Origin of the sequence: Kaistella polysaccharea (assembly GCF_020410745.1) — a bacterium.
GTDB classification, from domain to species: domain Bacteria; phylum Bacteroidota; class Bacteroidia; order Flavobacteriales; family Weeksellaceae; genus Kaistella; species Kaistella polysaccharea.
The window spans coordinates 1,531,186-1,549,803 of sequence record NZ_CP084528.1 but is presented as its reverse complement, the minus strand read 5'-3'; the positions used below and the strand labels follow the sequence as shown (position 1 = coordinate 1,549,803).

General features: G+C 35.6%; 18 protein-coding genes and 1 other RNA gene. 15 read left to right on the top strand and 4 right to left on the bottom strand.

Annotation, left to right across the window (positions count from 1 at the left end):
- Positions 1-888 precede the first annotated feature (888 nt).
- From LC814_RS07265 to sucC, 8 genes are all read left to right on the top strand, one after another.
- On the top strand, positions 889-2,811 hold the full coding sequence (locus LC814_RS07265) for an ABC-F family ATP-binding cassette domain-containing protein (protein WP_226063276.1): 1,923 nt from the start codon (positions 889-891) through the stop codon (positions 2,809-2,811).
- 145 nt (positions 2,812-2,956) lie between these two features.
- Positions 2,957-4,285: a hydroxymethylglutaryl-CoA reductase, degradative gene (locus LC814_RS07260; protein WP_226063275.1), complete on the top strand. Its 1,329-nt coding sequence runs from the start codon at positions 2,957-2,959 to the stop codon at positions 4,283-4,285.
- Position 4,286: 1 nt separating this feature from the next.
- Entirely contained in the window at positions 4,287-4,457 is a 171-nt protein-coding gene (locus LC814_RS07255) for a hypothetical protein (RefSeq protein WP_226063274.1), read from the top strand.
- A 73-nt stretch (positions 4,458-4,530) separates the two neighbouring features.
- Positions 4,531-4,917: a DUF423 domain-containing protein gene (locus tag LC814_RS07250; RefSeq protein WP_226063273.1), complete on the top strand. Its 387-nt coding sequence runs from the start codon at positions 4,531-4,533 to the stop codon at positions 4,915-4,917.
- Positions 4,918-5,178, top strand: coding sequence for a hypothetical protein (locus tag LC814_RS07245; RefSeq protein ID WP_226063272.1), 261 nt, complete (start codon positions 4,918-4,920; stop codon positions 5,176-5,178).
- A 2-nt stretch (positions 5,179-5,180) separates the two neighbouring features.
- A complete protein-coding gene (locus LC814_RS07240; RefSeq protein ID WP_226063271.1) occupies positions 5,181-6,047 on the top strand; it encodes a DMT family transporter in 867 nt (288 codons plus the stop codon).
- 318 nt (positions 6,048-6,365) lie between these two features.
- Entirely contained in the window at positions 6,366-6,896 is a 531-nt protein-coding gene (gene azu, locus LC814_RS07235; protein ID WP_226063270.1) for an azurin, read from the top strand.
- 403 nt (positions 6,897-7,299) lie between these two features.
- Positions 7,300-8,493, top strand: coding sequence for an ADP-forming succinate--CoA ligase subunit beta (gene sucC, locus LC814_RS07230; RefSeq protein WP_226063269.1), 1,194 nt, complete (start codon positions 7,300-7,302; stop codon positions 8,491-8,493).
- A gap of 216 nt (positions 8,494-8,709) precedes the next feature.
- Here the strand turns inward: sucC and LC814_RS07225 are convergent, their stop codons facing one another.
- Positions 8,710-9,564 carry a mechanosensitive ion channel family protein gene (locus LC814_RS07225; RefSeq protein WP_226063268.1) on the bottom strand — a complete coding sequence of 285 codons (855 nt, stop codon included), beginning with the start codon at positions 9,562-9,564 and terminating at the stop codon, positions 8,710-8,712.
- A gap of 98 nt (positions 9,565-9,662) precedes the next feature.
- On the opposite strand from LC814_RS07225, the gene rnpB reads away from it, so the two are divergent.
- Positions 9,663-9,991: RNase P RNA component class A (rnpB, locus tag LC814_RS07220), an RNA gene on the top strand.
- Between the two features lie 47 nt (positions 9,992-10,038).
- On the opposite strand, the gene LC814_RS07215 is transcribed toward rnpB, so the two are convergent.
- From LC814_RS07215 to LC814_RS07205, 3 genes are all read right to left on the bottom strand, one after another.
- Entirely contained in the window at positions 10,039-10,908 is an 870-nt protein-coding gene (locus tag LC814_RS07215) for a PPK2 family polyphosphate kinase (RefSeq protein ID WP_226063267.1), read from the bottom strand.
- A 94-nt stretch (positions 10,909-11,002) separates the two neighbouring features.
- Positions 11,003-11,413: a DUF1573 domain-containing protein gene (locus LC814_RS07210; RefSeq protein WP_226063266.1), complete on the bottom strand. Its 411-nt coding sequence runs from the start codon at positions 11,411-11,413 to the stop codon at positions 11,003-11,005.
- 258 nt (positions 11,414-11,671) lie between these two features.
- Positions 11,672-12,094 (bottom strand): DUF1573 domain-containing protein, encoded by a 423-nt coding sequence (locus LC814_RS07205; protein ID WP_226063265.1) that lies wholly within the window; start codon positions 12,092-12,094, stop codon positions 11,672-11,674.
- A gap of 126 nt (positions 12,095-12,220) precedes the next feature.
- On the opposite strand from LC814_RS07205, the gene LC814_RS07200 reads away from it, so the two are divergent.
- The 6 genes from LC814_RS07200 to LC814_RS07175 all read left to right on the top strand — a co-directional run bounded on the left by LC814_RS07200 (position 12,221) and on the right by LC814_RS07175 (position 18,617).
- The gene (locus LC814_RS07200) at positions 12,221-14,857 is read left to right on the top strand and encodes a valine--tRNA ligase (RefSeq protein ID WP_226063264.1); all 2,637 of its coding nucleotides are present in this window, start codon (positions 12,221-12,223) and stop codon (positions 14,855-14,857) included.
- Positions 14,854-15,489 carry a DUF4241 domain-containing protein gene (locus LC814_RS07195; RefSeq protein WP_226063263.1) on the top strand — a complete coding sequence of 212 codons (636 nt, stop codon included), beginning with the start codon at positions 14,854-14,856 and terminating at the stop codon, positions 15,487-15,489. The genes LC814_RS07200 and LC814_RS07195 overlap by 4 nt, the downstream gene beginning before the upstream one ends.
- Before the next feature lie 45 nt (positions 15,490-15,534).
- Entirely contained in the window at positions 15,535-16,428 is an 894-nt protein-coding gene (locus tag LC814_RS07190; RefSeq protein ID WP_226063262.1) for a ribokinase, read from the top strand.
- Positions 16,429-16,529: 101 nt separating this feature from the next.
- A complete protein-coding gene (locus tag LC814_RS07185; RefSeq protein WP_226063261.1) occupies positions 16,530-17,369 on the top strand; it encodes an alpha/beta hydrolase family protein in 840 nt (279 codons plus the stop codon).
- Positions 17,370-17,425: 56 nt separating this feature from the next.
- Positions 17,426-17,995 carry a cob(I)yrinic acid a,c-diamide adenosyltransferase gene (locus tag LC814_RS07180; RefSeq protein ID WP_226063260.1) on the top strand — a complete coding sequence of 190 codons (570 nt, stop codon included), beginning with the start codon at positions 17,426-17,428 and terminating at the stop codon, positions 17,993-17,995.
- On the top strand, positions 17,958-18,617 hold the full coding sequence (locus LC814_RS07175) for a thiamine diphosphokinase (RefSeq protein WP_226063259.1): 660 nt from the start codon (positions 17,958-17,960) through the stop codon (positions 18,615-18,617). Before LC814_RS07180 ends, LC814_RS07175 begins: the two co-directional genes overlap by 38 nt.
- The last annotated feature ends 1 nt before the right edge of the window (position 18,618 follow it).

Here is an 18,618-nt window from a genome sequence, read left to right as displayed (position 1 = left end):
GTGGTTTTTTATGCTCAATTTTATGAGTAAAATATTAATATAATTTGACCGTTTATTTAACAAAACTTTCAAAATCTGGAGCTCAGCGGGAAAAAAGGGTGATTTCGAAAATTTAAATTTGCTATTTAAAGACGAAAATTATAATCTTTTTATTCTTTTTTGTATAAATATTTTTTATCATCCCTTCATTTACTAAAATATTTTCATTAAATCGTAATGTTAAAATAAAATTAAGGTATCGCTACACAATCCTTATAGCGGTAGTTTTTAATAGGGTATGTGTTAAGGCTTAGGAGTTTAAGAATTATTATTGGTTTCATAAATACATTAAATAGTGAATTTTTAAGAAAAATATTTGGGTATGTAAAAAAAATAGCTAATATTTGCAGTGTTCTAATGCTTGCGAAAGCAAAGAATAAATTTTTTTTCATCATTTGTGTTTTTTAGAATCCACCTTCACTGGTGGATTCTTTTATTTTATGAAACACATGATTAGCAGCACCGAAAAATGACTGAAACATGAAAAGCTTTTCTCCAAAATCAGTAAACCTCCTGTTATTTTCACACTTTACCTGTTTCGAAAAAATATCATCAACTCTTGCCTTTTATTATAATCTGCGTGTATTTGTTTTTTCTTCTTATTCTTTTTTTAAACGGAACCAAGAACCATATTTTAAGTCATTATTTTAAAAATTTGACCAATTCGAATTGCGAAAAAAAGAATTGAAAATACGTAAATGAATTGAGGTTCATTAATTTAAATTGAGATTTATAGCTTCTTATTTATACAGAAAATAGATTACACCGCGTTCTAAGATAGTCTGTAATTCAATTAGTTTCATTACTTTTGCACCTCGAAAATTCTCTCATCAATTAGTATTTATTTATATGATTTCGGTTCAAAGTTTAGGTCTTCATCACTCGGGAAATTATCTTTTCCAAAACGTCAATTTTACCATTAAAAAAGATGATAAAATCGGTTTGGTAGGTAAAAACGGCGCCGGTAAATCTACATTGTTAAAGATGCTTACGGGAGAAATTAATTTCTACGAAGGAAGCATTGTTCAAGAGGGAACGGTAACTATTGGTTTTCTAAAACAGGATTTGGATTTTGTTAAAGGACGTACTGTTTGGGATGAAACTTTGCAGGCTTTTGAGCAGATCAATGCCATGAAAAATGAGTTGGAGGACGTTAATCATCAAATGGTTACCAGAACTGATTACGAAAGTGATTATTATGAAAATTTAATCCACCGCATGACGGAATTAAATGATCTTTTAATGCACTACGATGCATATAACTTGGAAGGTGATGTAGAAAAAGTCTTGTTGGGTTTAGGTTTTAAAGCCGATGATTTCCACAAAATCACCGATGAATTTTCGGGTGGTTGGAGAATGAGAATTGAACTGGCAAAACTTCTTCTACAGAAAAATGATTTGATGCTTTTAGATGAGCCTACGAATCATTTGGATATGGAATCTATTATTTGGCTGGAAGCTTTCTTGAAAGATTATCCGGGATCAATCGTTCTTGTAAGTCACGATAAGCAATTTATGACTTCAGTTTGTAACCGAACTTTTGATATTAATAATAGAAAAGTTGACGATTATAAAGCCAACTACACCAAATATCTGGAGCTGAGTAAGGAGAGAAAAGAAAAACAAATTCAAGCCAAGAAAAATCAGGATGTAGAAATTAAGCAAATGGAAGATAATATCAACCGTTTTCGCGCCTCTGCAACCAAATCTTCTTTCGCGCAATCTTTGATCAAGAAATTAGATAAACTTGAAAGAATTGAAGTTGATACCGATGATGTTTCTAAATTTAATATTCGTTTTCAACCCGCTGTAACTCCAGGAAAAGTAGTTTTTGAAGCTAAAAAATTAGGAAAAGCCTACGGCAAAAAACAAATTTTTGATGATGTTGATTTCTTTATCGAACGTGGTCAGCGAATCGCTTTGTTGGGTCAAAATGGTCAAGGTAAAACGACTTTAGCAAAAATATTATCCGGAGAAATCACCGATTATTCTGGTGAATGGAATCTTGGACATAATGTGAATATCGGCTATTTTGCCCAAAACCAGGAAGAAGTTCTAACGCCGAATAAAACCGTTTTAGAAGAAGCTGAAGATTCTGCAACGGAAGAAACCCGCCCGAGAGTGCGCGATTTGTTGGGAAGCTTCCTTTTTCAGGGTGACGACGTGACCAAGAAAACAAAAGTACTTTCTGGAGGCGAGCGGAACCGTTTGGCTTTGTGTAAATTGTTGCTTCGTCCTTTCAATACCTTGATTATGGATGAGCCGACGAACCACTTGGATATTCAATCTAAAGAAATCATCAAATTGGCTTTACAGAAATTCGAAGGAACACTCATCGTAATTTCTCACGACCGGGAATTCCTACAAGGTTTGAGCGATAAAATTTTTGAATTCCGTGATGGCAGAATGAAAGAATTTTTAGGCGATATCAATGATTATCTGGAATTCCGTCAGAAAGAAAGCATCCGTGAAGTTTCTGCAGAGAAATCTAAATTACAGGAATTACGAAATGAACCAGTGGTCGAAAAGGTTGTTGAAAAACCGATCGAGAAAAAAGTGGTGATCGTTTCGAAAGATCAAAAAAATATTCAAAATAAAATTAAGAAAGTAGAAGAACGCATTTCTGAGCTGGAACTTAAAATTGAGGAAATGGAAGCTACTTTTACCTCAGAAAATCCTTCGGCTGAAACTTTGGAAAATTACAATGCTAAAAAAGCAGATTTAGATTTGGCTCTAGAAGAATGGGAATACCTGGGAACGCAGTTGGAATAAATAATTGAACGACCGTTTTATTAAAACAAGTTGAAATCGCCGGAATATCTGGCGATTTTTTTGTTAAGTTTTCTCAGTAAAGAAGACGAAGTAAGAGTCTGCTTACGACCTAAATTCCTATCTTTGATTTTCAAAATTTATTTCTATGAATCACCAACCGGTTGAAGGCTTCTCTAAACTTTCGAAACAAAGAAAAATAGATTGGCTCATTAAAGAGTATTTGAGTGAAGACCGCAATTACGAACAAGTACTTCAGCAATATTGGAACGGCGATCATACGCTGCAAAAGTTGCACGAAGAATTTTCTGAAAACACTATTTCTAATTTTTATATGCCTTACGGAATTGCACCCAATTTTCTTATTGATGGAAAGTTGCTCGCTTTGCCGATGGCTGTAGAAGAAAGTTCGGTAGTCGCGGCTGCGTCTAAAGCGGCAAAATTCTGGATTGATAAAGGAGGCTTCAAAACAACCATCATCAATACCAAAAAATTAGGTCACACTCATTTTATAATGAATGTTGAACCGCATAAAATATTACATTTCTTCAATTTTAAATTAAAGAAAAGATTATTTGAAGCCACTGAAGATATTACTAAAAATATGCGGAATCGTGGTGGCGGTATTTTGAATATTCGACTCATCGATAAAACTGGCGATCTAGAAAATTACTTTCAGCTGAAAGCGAGTTTCGATACGGTAGATTCTATGGGCGCGAATTTTATCAATTCGTGTTTGGAGCAATTTGGTAAAACTTTGAAAGAGGAAGTTGAAAAAGAAGAAAGTTTTACGCAGGATGAAATAGATTCCTTACAGATCGTGATGAATATTTTGTCCAACTTTACGCCAGATTGTATTGTGCGTGCTGAAGTTTCCTGTAAAATTGAAGATTTAAAAGACGACAGTGGAATTTCTAATGAGGAATTTGCGACCAAATTCAAACGTGCTGTTACGATCGCTGAGATTGAACCTTATCGTGCGACTACGCATAACAAAGGAGTTATGAACGGAGTTGATGCGGTGGTAATTGCGACGGGAAATGATTTTCGTGCAACAGAAGCGTGCGCCCATGCTTATGCTTCGAAAGATGGAAAATATTCGAGTTTAACACATTGTACTATTGATAATGGAATTTTCAGATTTTGGATCGATTTACCGATTTCTGTGGGCGTTGTTGGTGGATTGACGAATCTTCATCCGCTCGTGAAATTCTCACTGGCTTTACTCGGAAAACCATCTGCGCAAGAACTGATGAGTATTCTGGCGGTTTCTGGTCTTGCCCAAAATTTCGGAGCGTTGCGTTCTTTGGTAACAACCGGAATTCAGAAAGGACATATGAAAATGCATCTCTTTAACATCTTAAATCAACTAGGCGCTACAGAAGAGGAGAAAAATCATTTCGTCACTTATTTTAAAGACAAAACGGTCACGCATCATGAAGTCATCGCGGAGTTTAACAAAATGAGAAATAAATAAAATGTTTCAAATCTTTTTAGGACTTCTAATTTTAATATTTGGGATTTTTCTGAAAGTCACCAAAGATGCAGGTTTCGCAAAATCAAAAAAGTTCTCGTGGATTTTTATTGCACTTGGAATACTATCAATCATCGCGAAACTAGTGCTCTATTATCAAACCGGAAAAATATAATTGAAATCACGTTTAATAATCTTTGTAAAGAAAAGTTGACAGCACATTACATTAAAAGAATTTATATCTAATTATGAAAAATACAACATTAATAATCGGAGCCATTTATGGTTTGGTTTCCGTGATTTTAGGCGCTTTCGGCGCGCACGCTTTAAAAAAAATAATCTCGGTGGAGAAACTGGCCAGTTTTGAAACCGGTGTAAGATATCAAATGTACGCTGCTTTATTTTTATTAATTGTAGGGTACATTTTAAAATTTGAAACCCCTTCAGAAAAATGGATTTCCATTTTTATGATTGCCGGAACATTTATCTTTTCGGTGAGTATTTATCTGTTGGCTTTTAGCGAAGTTGCGGCAATTCCCTCCAAATTTATAGGGCCAGTAACGCCGCTCGGTGGATTGTTAATGATTATTTCCTGGGCGATGCTTATTTTCTATTTTATCAAAAATAAGGTTTAAATGTTCTTTTTCATCTTTGGCCTTAATAAAAAACCTGTTGGTAAGGAGCAGCGCAAAATCATGAAAAATGGTTTTGAAGTGAATGCGATAATTACGGTGTATAAAAATTATTTTGAATTGTTTTTTATCTCCTTAATTCCACTGGGAAAAAAATACAGCATTTATATTCCTCATTCTGATGAATATTATGAGCAAGGTTTATTTTCGAAAATGCCAGCTGAATATTTAGAAATCTGCAAAGAAGTCGGTAGAAAATATTAAATATGACTAAACCTAGACTTGCCTTATTTATTGGGATTCTGTGTATTTCCATCTTTCCTGTTATTGTTCGGATGAATCTTACTTCCGGTTTAATCGCCGCATTTTACCGTATGGCAATTGCAACGGTTATTATACTGCCTTTTGCACTTTACAAGAAAAAACTGCATTTAGAAAATTTTAAAATTCTTCTCCCAATTGGGCTTTGCGGAATTTTATTTGCCTCCGATATTGCAGTTTGGAATATTGCGATTCAAAGTTCTTCTGCAACCCAAGCTACGTTATTGACCAATCTTTCACCTATTTGGCTTGGAGTTTTTTCCTTTATATTTTTAAGTTACCGACCACGGAAAAGTTTCTGGCTTGGGACATTCATCGCCTTAATCGGTATGATTGTTTTCGTGGGTTTTCAAAATATTTTAGAATTTAAATTGGACTTTGCGTTTTACCTTGCCATTCTCTCTGGAGTGTTATACGCGATCTATATTTTAGTCAGCAAAAGTGTTTTGGCAAAGATGACTGTTATTACTTTCATCACGTACAGTATGATTTCTAGTACCATTTTTCTACTGATTATCAATATTATTTTCGGCGAAAAATTCTTTGGCTTTTCAGAAAAAGCGTGGATTTCACTATTTATTCAGGGAATCGTTTGTCAGTTAATTGCTTGGTTGCTCATCAGCTATGCGACTCAAAATATGCGGGCGACAAGAGTTTCCTTAAGTTTGCTGAGTCAGGCCATTTTTGCCACGATCTTGGCCGCTATTTTTGTGAACGAAACAATCACAGGAATTCAAGTAATTGGCAGCATAATTATTCTAGCAGGAATTGCCACCACGTTTTATGAGAAAACCGCAATAGCAAATTCATAATTTATATTGAAAGTAAATAAGCTCGCATTCAGAGACGGTTAATTTTATCTTTTAATTTAGTAAAATTCAAATCGGTTGCTTTAGGATCTTAATGGTTCAGGCGTCAATTTCGTGATAGAAAGTTATTATAATTGCCAATAAATCATAGGAAATTAAAATAAACAAGGTTGGTCGAATTGCTTAGTTCAATTACCTATTAAACATTCACAATTTTTAGACCTTTAATTAATGCGAGTTAACGGAGTTTTTTGATGTTATTTAAAATTCGCACTTGCTTTATTCATATTAAATATATACATTTGTTAAAAATAATATAAGATGAATTATTCCAAAATGAAATCCGTTCTAGCATTATTAACGATTAGTGGTGCGCTTTTAATTTCTTGTAACAAAACTGAACAAACTGAAGCGGTAACGGACGCTCCTGTTGAGACTGTTGCAACTGACGGTGCTGCCGATGCTGCTGCCAAGCAAGACACCATCAATATCACATTAAATGGTAATGATAAGATGCAGTACGATCTTTCAGAAATCGATGTTTATGAAGGTCAAACTGTTGTTCTAACTTTAAACCACACTGGAACAATGCCGGTTGCATCAATGGGCCACAACTTTGTGCTATTGAAAAATGGTACTGATCTTGAAAAATTTGAAGCAGAAGCAGCGAAAGCTCAAAAAGAGGGTTATATCCCCGCTGACACAAGTGAAATTATCGCACATACCAAATTATTAGGTGGTGGAGAATCTGACACGATTACTTTCCAGGCTCCAGCAAAAGGAACTTATGATTATATGTGTTCATTCCCAGGACATTACTCCATGATGAAAGGTAAATTCAACGTAAAATAATTCTAGAATTTTAAACTTTCTCAGCGTTCGAAATTAACGGATTGGTAATTTTTACCGGTCCTTTTTTCATTAAATGGTCTGTCTGCTGGTGTTTAGAAAAATGCAGCTTTTATACATATCATTTATTACATTTCAGATTTAGACGGTAGAAATTAAACTTATTTCTATCGTTTATTTTCTTTGAAATTTATTCCATACAAAAGGTTTAAGATAATTACCAAAGTTTCGTGCTTACATTGGGGTTGTATTTTTTATTTTATATGAAAAAAATCGGCAGTGATTTTACTTTAAATGGATGTAATGATGTATTTTCCGCCAAATTATGATGCGGTTACAACCATTATCTTCTAAATTTTATTAAATTTGTAAATCTTTAAAAAAATAAAAATCTAACAAAAATATTATGAATCTTCACGAGTACCAATCGAAAGAAATTTTGGCAAAATACGGCGTAAACATCCAGAGAGGTTTTATCGCTAACACTGTGGAAGAAGCAGAAGCAGCCGCGAAAAAACTGACAGAAATGAACGGAAATGAAGGCTGGGTTGTAAAAGCACAGGTTCACGCAGGTGGACGTGGTAAAGGCGGCGGCGTTAAGTTTTCTCCCAACATGGAAAAACTGAAAGAAAATGCTAAAAACATTATCGGAATGCAGTTGGTTACTCCACAAACTTCTGCGGAAGGGAAAAAGGTGAATTTCGTTTTGGTAGCTGAAGACGTTTATTATCCAGGTGAAACTGAAACCAAAGAGTTTTACGTTTCTATCCTTTTAGACAGAGCGCAAGGGAAAAACATGATCGTTTATTCTACCGAAGGTGGAATGGATATCGAGCACGTTGCAGAAGTAACGCCTCATTTAATTCATAACGAAGTTGTTGATCCTTCAGTGGGATTGCAAGGTTTCCAAGCGAGAAAAATCGCTTTCAACTTAGGTTTAGAAGGTGCTGCTCATAAAGATTTCGTAAAATTTATCGCTTCTTTATATAATGCTTATGTTGGAATTGATGCAAGTCTTTTTGAAATCAACCCGGTTTTAAAAACTTCTGACAATAAAATTATCGCTGTTGATGCTAAAGTTTCTTTAGATGACAACGCGTTATTCCGTCACAAAGATTTGGCTGAATTAAGAGATACAAGAGAAGAAGATGCAACGGATGTTGAAGCTGGTGAAGCTGGTTTGAACTTCGTGAAATTGGATGGTGACGTTGCCTGTATGGTAAACGGTGCTGGTCTTGCGATGGCGACTATGGACATTATTAAATTATCTGGTGGTAACCCAGCAAACTTCTTAGACGTTGGTGGTACTGCTGATGCAGAAAGAGTTCAGAAAGCTTTCGGAATTATCTTGAAAGATCCAAACGTAAAAGCAATTTTGATTAACATCTTCGGTGGAATCGTCCGTTGCGACCGTGTTGCTCAAGGTATCGTAGATGCTTACAAAGCCATGGGAAGTCTGCCAGTTCCATTGATCGTGAGATTGCAAGGAACCAATGCAGTAGAAGCAAAACAATTGATCGATGATTCTGGCTTGCCAGTTCATTCCGTGATTACGTTGGAAGAAGCTGCTAATAAAGTAAAAGAAGTTTTAGGTCACTAAAATTTTCGAATTATAAAAGAGAAACCGTTTCATAAATTTGAAACGGTTTTTTTTATTTTTAGGAGCCGGGAACCTGCTCTTTGTTATATCTATTGTTCCGCCTTGGCCTTTCTTGAGCCTGCCGAAAGGCTTCACAATAGGATGTCACTGCGATCAGGGCTACGTACCATTGCGAAAATAAGCTCTAGATGAATAATTAGATTTATACAAAAACAATTATTCTGCACCAACTTTATTCACTATTTGAGAAGTCAATTCTGCTTGTGTGGCCAGTTCAATACCTTCCTTTTCCAGTTTGCTTTTTAATCTCATCAATGCATCGGTTTTTACTTTGTTGATGTTGGATCCACTTTTCATAAAAAATCTTGCCTGCATATAAAATATACCAAATGATTGTTTTTGAATAAAAACTTGAGCGTCGTCTACGTGATCCGCGAAATCAAAGGTTTTAATCTCATTTAAAATTAAATCGCTTACTTTTTCTAAATCCTGATTATTAGAAATTTGAATATCTAAAAAAACCTTTCGTTGACCCGACGCAGAATAATTCGTAAACGGTGCGCTGAAAACCAATTGATTGGGAACGTGGACTTTTTTACCTTCATCGGTAATGATTTTGGTTGTCAGAAAATCAATACTTTCTACCGTTCCCGAAACATCTTTTATAGTGATGTAATCACCTACGGCAAAAGCTTTATCCACTCCAATTAGAGCGCCTGAAAACATCGATGAAACCAAATCCTTCAAAGCTACACCCGCGATAACACCGGCAACTCCAAGACTTCCGATAAACTTTAACACAAATCCGCCCATTCCCATGATTTCCAAAGAAATAAATGCACCTGAAAGGACGATGAGGAATTTAAAAACTTTAATTAAAGCAACAACAGATTTATTTTTACTTTTCGGGAAAAATTTATGAAAGATGCGAACCGCTATTTTACTTAAGAACGAGCTTAAAGTTAAAAAGAGAAGGAATATTAATATTCCCACGATAATTTGTGGTGTTGCCCTTGCAAAGCTCGTATACCAGCGATTCAGAACAGAAACTATAATGTCGTAATAATCCATAAGTCAAATGTATCAATAATTTTAGCTGTCGTCATAGCAAATTTCTTTCCAATTATAATTTATTAATAATTTTCAATATTATGTATCTTTGTCGCCCACAAGAAAAACGGCTTGTTGATTTCCGCTCCGGCGGAGGTAGGAAAGTCCGGACACCTTAGAGCAGCAAAGCGGATAACATCCGTCGGTCGTGAGATCAGGACAAGTGCAACAGAAAGTATGTATATTAATTTATAGTGAAACCAGGTAAACTCTTTGCGGTGCAATGTTAAGTATATCGGATTACTTGATTCGTCAAGATAGGAGTGGCTCGCTCCAAAAACCGAGGGGTAAACAGCTCAAGCTTTGCAGTAATGTACAGCGTAGATAAATAACAAGCATTTTGACTTCGGTCAATCTACAGAATCCGGCTTACAGTTTCTCTTGTGGGTTTTTCCAAAAAAAATAAAGCAGAAATTTTAATTCCTGCTTTCTAATTTATTCATTTTCCAATTGATTCTTTGCGTCTTCCAAACCTTCAGTTGCCTTTTCAGAAAGTGTCGGAAATTTCAAGTCCATTCCTTCCAAAGCATCAATGATAATTTGAATGGCTGCAACGCGCGCGAACCATTTGTGGTCCGCCGGAATTACAAACCAAGGCGCATAATCTTTAGACGTTTCATCAATCGCTTCTTCATAAGCATCCATATATTTTCCCCATAATGCACGCTCAGATAAATCGCCTGCTGCAAACTTCCAGTTTTTATCTGGTTCTTCGATACGGTCTAGGAATCTCTTCTTTTGTTCTTTTTGGGAAACGTTTAGAAATATTTTAATAATCGTTGTTCCATTTTCCGACAGATGCTTTTCAAAATTCCGAATACTTTCATATCGGTTTTCCCAAAATTCATTATCAAAATCATCAACAGAATCCCAAACCTTTTCGCTTAAATTATATTCTGGATGAACTTTGCAAACAAGCACACTTTCGTAGTGACTGCGGTTAAAAATTCCTATTTTCCCTTTTGCCGGCAAGGCGATATAATGTCTCCACAGAAAATCGTGATCATACTCTTTATCATTTGGCGTTTTAAAACTGTGCACATCGCAACCTTGTGGATTTACACCACCGAAAACATGCTCAATCAAGGAATCTTTCCCTGCAGCATCCATCGCTTGAAGAACGATCAGTAAAGATTTGCTACCATCTGCATACAGTTTTTCCTGCAGTGCACGAAGCTTTTCTTTTTCATCTTCAAGCATTTTCTTACCCTCTTTCTTCTTCAGTTTTCCCTCGTACTCAGTTTTGGTGTCTTTGATATCGAACTTCCCTTTAACAATGAAATTGTCAGTAAAATCTAAATCCATAGGTTTAATATTTCTACTAAAATAAAAAAATCATTTCAATTAAGAAATGATTTTATAGATTATTGTAGAAAACAATATCTCTAACTGTCAATTTTTAGTTATATCTATCCTTTCTTTCAACATACCCTTCATGTGTCCGAAATCGTTCAACATTTCCCTGTATTGTAACTACGGATCTTTCATTTTTGGGATCATTGGAATATACTTTGATATCTTTCGAAAATGCACCTACAAGACCAGTGTTATAACCGACTCTTAATATGGCTGATTTTCCAGGCATAATGGGCTCTTTGGTTATTTGTGGAGTTGTACATCCGCACGCGGCTTCAACTTTAGAAATAATTAGAGGTTTATCACCAACATTAGTGACGGTAAATAGTCGGACTCCATCGTCACCACTTTGTATTTGGCCGTAGTTAATGATCGTTTTGTCAAAAGAAATGGTTTGCGCCATTGCAAATGCAAATGAAGCAGTTAAAAGTAAACTTGTAAATATTTTTTTCATGATTTTAAATTTCTTTAAGTTGTGTTTTGATTAATGTGAATAGTTAAAGTTAAGAATTATTTTAACAGTGCACCGTAAAATTTTTCCTGCACAGCATGAAATCGTTTTTTTTTTCTCTCTTTTGGGAATTATCTTACTCGAAAACTCAATAGTATAAGTGTAATGTTCTACTAAAAAAAAAATCATTTCAAATAAGAAATGATTTTATAGATTATCGTCAAAAGACAGTTAAAAAACACGTCTTATTGAGAATTTATTTTAATCTTTTTTTACTGCAGCAGCGGGCATTACTTTGGTTGCAGGAATAGCTTTGGCATCAGCGTCTACAGTTCCTTTAATATTGATTACAGCTCTACCATTTTCAGGATCGTTTGAATAAACTTCAATAATTTTTACAAACGGACCTGCTATTTTTGTATCGTAACCAACTTTCAATTGTGTTGTTTTACCTGGCATAATTGGTTCTGTAGTTACTTCCGGCGTAGTACATCCGCATCCTGCCTTAACTTTAGAAATGATTAGCGGTTTATCTCCCGTATTTTTTACGGTAAATACACGATGTCCATCATCGCCCAACTTCACTGTTCCATAATCAAATGTTGTTTTATCAAAAGAAATGGTTTGCGCCGAAGCAAATGCAAATGAAGCACTTAATAGTAGACCGGCAAATATTTTTTTCATGATTTTAAAGTTTTTAAGGTTGTGTTCTGATAAATAATAACAGACAAAGTTAAAAATTATTTTAATAGTAAAGAAAATTTTTTTTATTTGTCTATTTTTGTAGACTAAAGCCCAAAGATAGATTCTATGCAGATTTCAGATAAATATTCCCCGCGGGAAACCGAGAAAAAATGGTACGATTACTGGCTCGAAAATAATTATTTTCATTCCGAACCGAACGAAAAACCGCCGTATACGATTGTAATTCCGCCACCAAATGTGACAGGAATTCTTCATATGGGTCATATGCTGAACAATACAATTCAGGATATACTGGTTCGCAGAGCGAGAATGCAGGGATTTAATGCATGCTGGGTACCTGGAACGGATCACGCATCAATCGCTACCGAAGCGAAAGTCGTAGCGAAACTGAAAGAAGAAGGAATTAATAAAGCCGATATCAGCCGCGAAGAATTTTTAAAACACGCCTGGGACTGGACCGACAAATATGGCGGAACAATTTTAGAGCAACTGAAAAAATTAGGTTGTTCTTGCGATTGGGAACGAACGCGTTTCACCATGGAACCAAAACTTTCTCAACAAGTGGTGAAATCTTTTGTCGATTTGTATAATAAGGGTTTGATTTACAGAGGTTATCGAATGGTGAACTGGGATCCGGAAGCGAAAACCAATATCTCTGATGAAGAGGTTATCTTCAAAGAGCAAAACGGAAAACTGTATTACCTTAAATATAAAATTGAATCTTCGGCGGGTTCAGGTAAAGATGAATATTTATCTGTTGCAACAACTCGTCCCGAAACGATTTTTGGTGATACGGCCGTTTGTATTAATCCAAACGATGAACGATATGCGCATTTAAAAGGAAAAAATGTTATTGTTCCTATCGTAAATCGTGTGATTCCAATTATTGAAGATGATTATGTGGATATTGAATTCGGAACTGGAGCGCTGAAAATTACGCCGGCTCACGATACCAATGACTATGAAATTGGAAAACGTCATGGTTTACCAATGATCGATTCTTTAGACGATGATGCGAATTTGAATGATCACGGTTTACATTATTCTGGTAAAAACAGATTCGTCGTTCGTAAAGAAATAGTAAAAGAATTAGAGCAAAATGATCTTTTGTTAAAAGCTGAGGATTACGTTAATAAAGTAGGAACATCAGAAAGAACAGGTGCGATCATCGAACCGAAAGTTTCTGTTCAGTGGTTTCTGAAAATGTCAGAAATGGCCAAACCAGCTTTGGATGTGGTGATGAATGATGAGGTAAAATTTCACCCGGAAAAATTTAAGAATACCTACAAACACTGGATGGATAATATCCGCGATTGGAATATTTCACGACAGCTTTGGTGGGGACAACAAATCCCAGCTTACTTTTATGGCGAAGGACAGGATGATTTCGTCGTGGCAGAAACCATTGAAAAAGCCTTAATACTTGCTAAAAAAAAGTCCCAAATCTCAAATCTCGAAGTCTCAGATCTTCATCAAGACGAAGACGCACTCGACACTTGGTTCTCATCCTGGTTGTGGCCAATGTCGGTTTTCGACGGCCTTAACGATCCTGAAAATAAAGATATCAATTACTATTACCCAACTTCTGATTTGGTAACTGGACCAGATATTATCTTCTTTTGGGTGGCCCGAATGATCATGGCAGGAATTGAATATAGAAAAGAAGTTCCCTTTAAAAATGTTTATTTCACTGGAATTGTGCGGGATAAACAGAGACGAAAAATGTCCAAATCATTGGGGAATTCTCCAGATCCAATTGAGCTCATAGAAAAATATGGCGCAGATGGCGTTCGCGTCGGGATTTTATTGAGTTCGGCTGCCGGAAACGATTTGCTTTTCGATGAAGAATTAATGTTGCAGGGAAGAAATTTCGCAACTAAAATCTGGAACTCCAATAAATTAATTCAAGGTTGGAAAAAAGACGATTCCATAAAATCCAATAAGGCAGACAAACAAGCCATTTCCTGGTTCGAAAATCAAATGGATAAAACCATTGTTGAAATTGCGGATCAGTTTGAGAAGTTCCGAATTTCGGATGCGTTACACTTATTATACAAATTAATTTGGGACGACTTCTGTTCCTGGTATTTAGAAGCCATTAAACCAAATTATGGCGAGGCGATTTCTACGGAAGTTTATGATCAAACCATTCACTATTTCGAAGAATTAATGAAATTGTTACATCCATTCATGCCTTTCTTGTCAGAGGAATTATGGCAGAATATTTCAGAAAGATCGGTGGAAGAAGCTTTGGTGATCTCGCAGCAGAAAAAGGTGACAGAATTTGATGAAACTTTAATTAAAAACTTTGACACTTCAAAAGAAATTATTTCAGGTATTCGAAATTATCGCCAAACTAAAGGGATTTCACCACGAGAGAGCGTTGAAGTTTTCACTAATTCGACTTCTTTTGAAAATGAAGAATTGATCCGAAAATTAGCCAATATCACGACGCTTCATTTTGGAGAAAAGACCGATAAACCAGCATTTTCCTTTCTCGTTGGTGGCACGGAAGTTTCAATTCCTTTAAGTGAAAATCTTGATTTGGGGGAAGAAAAAATTAAAACTGAGGACGAAATTAAATATCTGAAAGGATTTTTAATCTCCGTTGAAAAGAAACTTTCTAATGAAAAATTCATGGCTGGAGCTCCGCAACAGGTTGTGGATATCGAATTGAAGAAACAAAAAGACGCGCAAGATAAATTAGTTTTACTGCAAGAAAAATTGAAAACATTATCATGAAGCATATCGACAGCATAAAAAAACTCTTCACCAAAAATTTTATTGAAAATCCTTTAATAGAAACTTTTGAAGCAGGAAATCTTAAAAGTTCGAGTGGCCATTTAATTGCCAGTGATCCTTTAATCACCAGTGAAATGCCCGCCTTTTCGACGATTTTTCCGATCGGTGAATTTCCGGTTTTGGTGCATAAAGAGATAGAAAGTAACTGTATTGCTTATGTAGAAGTAGTTTTCAGTGAAGCTCCCGTTACGAGTTGGCTTTTGGCCACTTCAGAAGGGCAACATATTACTGACTTGAAAGATGAAGAAATTTACGGATTCCCTGTGGAAAGCGGTATGGGTTGTCTTATGGATTTGGAATCTCAAAAGGATCTGAATAGTTTGGAGCAACATTTGTTTCAAAGAAAAGGCGCTGATTTCATGGGAATTTATGAGGAGTTTTTCCATGAACATTTTTTTCAGCAAGACGGCGCGGTGAATCAATTTGCTTTCTTAAATCCGCACGAGGAAAAAGATGGGAATATTTTCGCTTTTGAAACTGGATATGGTGAAGGTTTCTACGCGAGTTATATTGCATTCGATGAAAATAATAATCCAGTAAAATTGATTTGCGAATTTATTGAGATTATTTAATAGCTTTAAACCTCATTATTTTATTAATGTATAGTTTTTACCAAAATGAATATTACTACCGAACAACCTAAAATTATTGTAATTGGAAGTTCTTCAATAGATTTAGTTTTAAATACCGAACATCCGCCACAACCAAACGAAACGGTAATGGCCGAGAAATCGGAAAGTTTCTTTGGTGGCAAAGGCGCAAATCAAGCTGTGGCAACATCACGATTGGGCGCCAGCGTTTATTTTATTGGCGCAGTCGGCATGGATCCTTTCGGGCAGCAAATTATGCGGAATTTAGTTGATGAAGGCGTTAACGTCGGTTATATTGTGGAAACGGAAGAAGCTTCAACAGGAACTGCTTATGTAATTGCCGCCAACGGTGTAAATTCGATTGTAGTTGTTCCAGGCGCGAATTATTGCCTTAACGAAAAACATGTGGCAGAAGCTGAGAAATTATTCACTACAGTTGATTTGGTACTTCTTCAGTTAGAAATCCCAATGGAAACTGTAGATTATGCTTCAAAATTAGTTGTGGCTAACGGTAAAAAAATGGGTATTTATGCTTCTCCTGCAAAGAAATTAAATCCTGAGGTTATTGAGAATGCCACTTTTATTGTTGCCAAAAGTAATGAGCTTTCTATTATTTTCGGCGATGAGCCGCGAGAACAGATTTTACGAAAATTTCCAAATAAGTTATTCGTTCGCGATGATACCAATTCTACCACTTATTTTAACGGAACTGAAATGAAATATTACCGTAATGATCACGATTCAGTACTGCACAAAATGGGAATGGGCGATGCTTTTGCGGGCGGATTTGCCGTTGCACTTTGTCACGGAAATTCGATAGATGATTGTGTTCGTTTCGGCAACGATGTTTCTCTAAAAGTAACTAAAAATAGAGGTTCACAACGTGGTTTGCCTTATCTGAAAGACATCGTTCAGGAATAAACCACTATTCATGTCACAACGCTTTATTCAAAAATGAGCCTAAAATTTTATAATTTTAAAAATCAATTCCACTCTATTTTGCAAGTGGAATTTTTTTTACAATGAAAGAACTATTTTTAAAAACACCGGACGAATATCCACTTTCTGTAAAGGTTTTCCAGCCTGAAATTCCAAACAATAAAGTCTTACTTCTTAACTCAGCAACCGGAGTTAAGCAGCAAATCTATTTTTCATTTGCCAAGTACATGTGCGAAAACGGATTTACAGTGCTCACCTACGATTACCGCGGTATAGGTGAATCTAAACCTAAAATTATGAAGGGTTTCCAGGCAAGTATGCGTATCTGGGGAACTGTTGATTTTAAGACGCTTACCGATTTTATCCAAGAGGAATATCCACATTATCTTAAATATTGCTTGGGGCATTCTGTTGGTGCTTTAATTTTAGGTATGAATGAAGATTCCCAAATTTTTAAGAAGTTTATTTTTGTGGCGACGCAGGACGCACATATCTGGAATTTAAAATTTAAAATTGCTGTTGCAGCTTTGTTGGGCTTTGGTATTGCACTTCCAGTAATGAGCCATTTTTTTGGATATTTCCCCGCGCATCGCTTCGGCTTGGGAGAATCATTGCCTAAAGGTGTAGCTTTCGATTGGCAGACTTTAATCCTGAATAAAAAATCGACGAGCAAACTTTATGAAAAAAATGAAGAAGACTTTTCAAATTGTTTAACTCAAGAAACATTTATTATTCACGCGGAAGATGATTCCTGGGTGACCGATAAAGGAATGCATAATTTAATGAAGTCGGTTTATCCTAATTTAAAATCTACTTATAGAGAAATTCGGGTTTCAGAATCAGAGAAAGGGGAAATTGGTCATATCAATTTCTTCAGAAGTTTTAATAGAAATCTTTGGAAAATAATTTTAGATGAGCTGTAAAAAATAGAATAAGAAGAAAATCCCTAAATTTACATTTCTCACAAAATATAACTGGAATGAAAATATATACCAAAACAGGGGACAAAGGACAAACTGCACTTTACGGTGGAACCCGCGTTTCTAAAGCGTCGGCCCGCGTGGAAGCTTACGGAACAATTGATGAATTAAACTCATTTATCGGAGTTGCAAAAAGTGAAGTGACCGATGAACAAGTTCTTTCGCAACTCAAAAAAATACAGTTCGATCTTTTTACCGTAGGCTCAGAATCTGCAACGCCAACTGACAAATTAACTTTAGCTAACGGAAAATCCCGATTAGCGTTGGCAATCTCTGAAAAAGAAATTGAAGAGCTTGAACATTGGATGGATGAATTTGAAAAAGATTTAAAACCCTTGCAATATTTTATATTACCTGGTGGCGGAAGATCCGCAACGTCACTTCATGTTTGTCGGACAGTTTGTCGGCGCGCAGAACGCAGTTTGGTATTCCTGAATGAAACAGAAGAAGTCCGTCCGGAATTATTAAAATATTTGAATCGCTTGTCGGATTATCTTTTTGTCTTAGCGCGCCACGCTTCTAAACTAAATAATGAATCGGAAGAATACTGGAATCCAAATGACCGGTAAAGCGCTTCTTTTTATCAACGGCGTTCCGCCTAAAATTTTACCCGAAGTCGAGGATTACTCCTTGATTGCCTGTTCTGACGGAGCTTTTCATTATTTGAAAGAAAAGAAATTCCCACTTTCAAAGTTAGATTTTATATCGGGTGATTTTGATTCTCACGCTGGTAATGATGAAGGGGTTTATCAGGAGAAATTTATTTATACGCCGGATCAGGATAAAACTGATTTTGAAAAATCTTTAGAAATTATCAAAAACCGCGGGTTTACAGAAGTTCATGTGTATGGCGCTTCCGGTGGGGAAATGGATCATTTTCTGGGTAATTTAACTGTAGCTTTTAAATTTAAAAATCTTCTCAGAATCACTTTCTATGATGAATTCGCCACTTATTTCTTTTCACCTAATCAATTAGTTTTAAATGATGTTCAGCATCGAACAATTTCATTATATCCTTTTCCTGAAACAAAAAGTGTTACTACAACAGGATTGAACTGGTCTTTAAATAATGAAAACTTAAATCTTACCACCCGAATTGGAACCCGTAATTTTGCAAAAGAAAGTCAGGTAACGATAGAGTTTGAGGAAGGAGATTTGATTATATTTTTATCACATCAACCATCGGAATAAT

Bases quoted from the DNA above. Each gene is read 5' to 3' on its own strand.
- LC814_RS07265 (WP_226063276.1), top strand. From the start codon at position 889: ATGATTTCGGTTCAAAGTTTAGGTCTTCATCACTCGGGAAATTATCTT.
- LC814_RS07260 (WP_226063275.1), top strand. From the start codon at position 2,957: ATGAATCACCAACCGGTTGAAGGCTTCTCTAAACTTTCGAAACAAAGA.
- LC814_RS07255 (WP_226063274.1), top strand. From the start codon at position 4,287: ATGTTTCAAATCTTTTTAGGACTTCTAATTTTAATATTTGGGATTTTT.
- LC814_RS07250 (WP_226063273.1), top strand. From the start codon at position 4,531: ATGAAAAATACAACATTAATAATCGGAGCCATTTATGGTTTGGTTTCC.
- LC814_RS07245 (WP_226063272.1), top strand. From the start codon at position 4,918: ATGTTCTTTTTCATCTTTGGCCTTAATAAAAAACCTGTTGGTAAGGAG.
- LC814_RS07240 (WP_226063271.1), top strand. From the start codon at position 5,181: ATGACTAAACCTAGACTTGCCTTATTTATTGGGATTCTGTGTATTTCC.
- azu (WP_226063270.1), top strand. From the start codon at position 6,366: ATGAATTATTCCAAAATGAAATCCGTTCTAGCATTATTAACGATTAGT.
- sucC (WP_226063269.1), top strand. From the start codon at position 7,300: ATGAATCTTCACGAGTACCAATCGAAAGAAATTTTGGCAAAATACGGC.
- LC814_RS07225 (WP_226063268.1), bottom strand. From the start codon at position 9,564: ATGGATTATTACGACATTATAGTTTCTGTTCTGAATCGCTGGTATACG.
- LC814_RS07215 (WP_226063267.1), bottom strand. From the start codon at position 10,908: ATGGATTTAGATTTTACTGACAATTTCATTGTTAAAGGGAAGTTCGAT.
- LC814_RS07210 (WP_226063266.1), bottom strand. From the start codon at position 11,413: ATGAAAAAAATATTTACAAGTTTACTTTTAACTGCTTCATTTGCATTT.
- LC814_RS07205 (WP_226063265.1), bottom strand. From the start codon at position 12,094: ATGAAAAAAATATTTGCCGGTCTACTATTAAGTGCTTCATTTGCATTT.
- LC814_RS07200 (WP_226063264.1), top strand. From the start codon at position 12,221: ATGCAGATTTCAGATAAATATTCCCCGCGGGAAACCGAGAAAAAATGG.
- LC814_RS07195 (WP_226063263.1), top strand. From the start codon at position 14,854: ATGAAGCATATCGACAGCATAAAAAAACTCTTCACCAAAAATTTTATT.
- LC814_RS07190 (WP_226063262.1), top strand. From the start codon at position 15,535: ATGAATATTACTACCGAACAACCTAAAATTATTGTAATTGGAAGTTCT.
- LC814_RS07185 (WP_226063261.1), top strand. From the start codon at position 16,530: ATGAAAGAACTATTTTTAAAAACACCGGACGAATATCCACTTTCTGTA.
- LC814_RS07180 (WP_226063260.1), top strand. From the start codon at position 17,426: ATGAAAATATATACCAAAACAGGGGACAAAGGACAAACTGCACTTTAC.
- LC814_RS07175 (WP_226063259.1), top strand. From the start codon at position 17,958: ATGAATCGGAAGAATACTGGAATCCAAATGACCGGTAAAGCGCTTCTT.